Raw genomic sequence first — 2,631 nt, forward strand, 5'->3', positions numbered from 1 at the left:
GATAACCAGTTTGATTTTGTGTCCCGTTGGTTCGGCCCGCAGGTCGGCGTGAACGAAGATCCAGTCACCGGGTCGGCACACACTTTCCTCGCCCCGTTCTGGGCGGCGCGTACGGGTAAAAATGTCCTGACCGCTCAACAAGGCGGGAAGCGTAAAGGGGCGTTGCGCTGTGTAGTTCGGGATGACGGGCGCGTGGAATTGCATGGCTTCGCTCGTATGACCATCGAAGGGATATTCCAGTTGTAATAACGATGTATGACCGGAACGGTGACCAGGCATATAATGACCGCGCCTTCCAAAGCATGATGTTTATATAAAATAAGAGTTAATAATGACAGCAAACACCAGACTTTCATTGCCAGAGACAATGGCTCTTGGCGGGATGACACTTGCGCTTTTTTTGGGCGCAGGCAATATTATATTCCCGCCGCTGGTCGGCATGCAGGCGGGCGCAAACGCCTTTAATGCAGGCTTTGGCTTTATCATCACAGCGGTTCTGTTCCCGGCGCTGGCGATTATTTCCCTTGCCATTAATGGCGGTGATATCGCGGAATTAACGAAACCCTTAGGCAAATGGCCGAGCCTGATTTTTATTGGCATTTGCTTTTTAACGCTGGGGGTTTTATTTGGTACGCCACGCACCGCGACGATTAGCTACGAAGTCATCACCGATGGCGCAGCTAGTTCCCTGATGCAGAAGATTATATTTTCCGTCGCGTTCTTTGGCCTTGCTGGCGCGACGCTGGCTAAGCCCGGAAAACTGCTGGAAATCGTCGGTTTCTTCCTTTCGCCCATTAAAATTAGTGCCCTGATTTTTATCGGTATATGTGCCTGGTTACATCCGATTGGTGAGCTCACGACCGCCACAACCGCGTATCAAACTCGCGCGTTCGATACAGGGTTCGTCAACGGTTATCAGACCCTGGATGTGATCAGTGCGCTGTGCTTTGGCGCCATTATCACCCACACGCTTAAGCAGCGCGGGATCCACCATCCGCGGGGCATCTTCACCCATTCCATCGCCGCAGCCTTTATCGCCGCTGCAGGTCTGGCCGTGATTTATATCTGCTATCTGTCGATGGGGTCCCACAGCCCGGTGCGGGGCGCAACGAACGGTATGCAGGTGATGAGCGCCTATGTCGAGACTGTTTTTGGCGTTTATGGCCGGGTGTTGTTGGCGGCGATCATTACCCTCGCCTGTCTGGTCACGGCCATTGGTCTGACGACCGGAACGGCGCGCTATTTCAACCAGACGACCGGTGCGTCTTATGGGCTGCTGGTGACGTTCTCCCTGATGGTGTCAGCAGCACTTGCCGTGCTGGGACTGAATTCCCTCACCGCAATGGCGGTTCCCGTGCTGTGCGCCATTTACCCGGCTGCGCTGGTCGTGGTCGCGCTGGGCATCGTTAGAAAATGGACAGACGTGCCGACGAATCTGTATCAGTTGCTTTTCTATAGCGCCCTGGCAGTGGGAATAATGAGCTTGTTTGTAAAATCCTGAATGAACAGCCGCTAGTTCAGAAGATGTCTTTTCATTTTCGCTCAAAGCAGACCAGGCAATCAGTTGGCCTGTCTGCTTCGAGCCAGAAGCTAACATCGATAAAAAATAACTTAATGGTCGAGCTCCACCAACTTCAGACCTTAGATTGCATATTCAAAGTTTGAGGGTAAGACAGTCACAACGGACATGTAGACTTAACAGGCCGTATATATTACAAATTTAAGATCATTTTTCTCTCATAAAGTAAGGGCCTATCCCATGTCTTTAATCATACGACAAGCAACCTTAGCCGATTCGGGATTACTAAATGAGCTTGGCTACCGCTTCTATACTGCGCACTTTAAGCATATGTGGAAGTCAGCATCAGAATTTGATAATTATTTGAAGGGTGAATATTCACTTCCTGTTATTGAGCAGAGTATTAATGACAAAAACATTAGCTGGTATATAGTTGAAATCGAGCAGCCGATTGGTTTTGTGAAGCTGACATGGCAAGCAACTGTCCCGAATACAGACATCAGCGGTGTTTTACTTAATAAACTCTACCTTGCCCCAACCAAAACAAATCAGCATTACGGTCAACTAATGTTTAATAAAGTCATAGATCTTGCCCGAAGTCAGGGGAAAAAATATTTATGGCTGGAGGTTCTTGAACAAAATGAACGTGCTCAAAAATTCTATAAAAAGCAGGGAATGAAACACATCAGCGACATCATTTTCGAAACAAATTCACAGAGGAGCATACTCAAGTTAATGGGGATGTGTATATAAGGCCCGCTCCTCGCTCAGACCCGTTACCCTGACACGTGTGCAGCCTGGCCTTCATTCATAAATTCTCAGTGTATCGATAACTGCCCGCAGAGCGGGAGACACATTGCGGTGCGGATAATAGAGAAATGAGCCTTCCAGGCGTTGACTGTAGCGTTGTAAAACTCTGATGAGCGAACCCTCTTCTAAATCATCGGACACCAGTTCTTCCGGAACATAAGCCAGCCCCAGCCCCAGTCTGGCGGCTTTGGCTTCCATATAACTGTCAGCAAAAGCCCATTGTCCCTGCGGCTGATGAGTTATTTTTTTACCATCCTGTTGAAGCTCCCATGTATAGAGGCTTCCATCGCCAAATTGATAAG

4 protein-coding genes are annotated in these 2,631 nt (G+C 49.1%); 3 read left to right on the plus strand and 1 reads right to left on the minus strand.

Annotated features, from left to right (window positions below):
- From FDW87_RS22635 to FDW87_RS14145, 3 genes are all read left to right on the plus strand, one after another.
- On the plus strand, positions 1 to 246 hold a 246-nt coding region (locus tag FDW87_RS22635; RefSeq protein ID WP_252363182.1), incomplete at its 5' end, for a PhzF family phenazine biosynthesis protein.
- An 85-nt stretch (positions 247 to 331) separates the two neighbouring features.
- Positions 332 to 1,501, plus strand: a complete 1,170-nt coding sequence (gene brnQ, locus FDW87_RS14140; protein WP_137379864.1) for a branched-chain amino acid transport system II carrier protein — start codon at positions 332 to 334, stop codon at positions 1,499 to 1,501.
- A gap of 258 nt (positions 1,502 to 1,759) precedes the next feature.
- Entirely contained in the window at positions 1,760 to 2,272 is a 513-nt protein-coding gene (locus FDW87_RS14145) for a GNAT family N-acetyltransferase (RefSeq protein ID WP_137379865.1), read from the plus strand.
- Between the two features lie 51 nt (positions 2,273 to 2,323).
- Here FDW87_RS14145 and FDW87_RS22640 read toward each other — a convergent pair.
- On the minus strand, positions 2,324 to 2,631 hold a 308-nt coding region (locus FDW87_RS22640), incomplete at its 5' end, for a LysR substrate-binding domain-containing protein (protein ID WP_252363183.1).

The sequence above is a fragment of the Citrobacter sp. wls826 genome (assembly GCF_005281245.1).
Lineage (GTDB): Bacteria > Pseudomonadota > Gammaproteobacteria > Enterobacterales > Enterobacteriaceae > Citrobacter > Citrobacter braakii.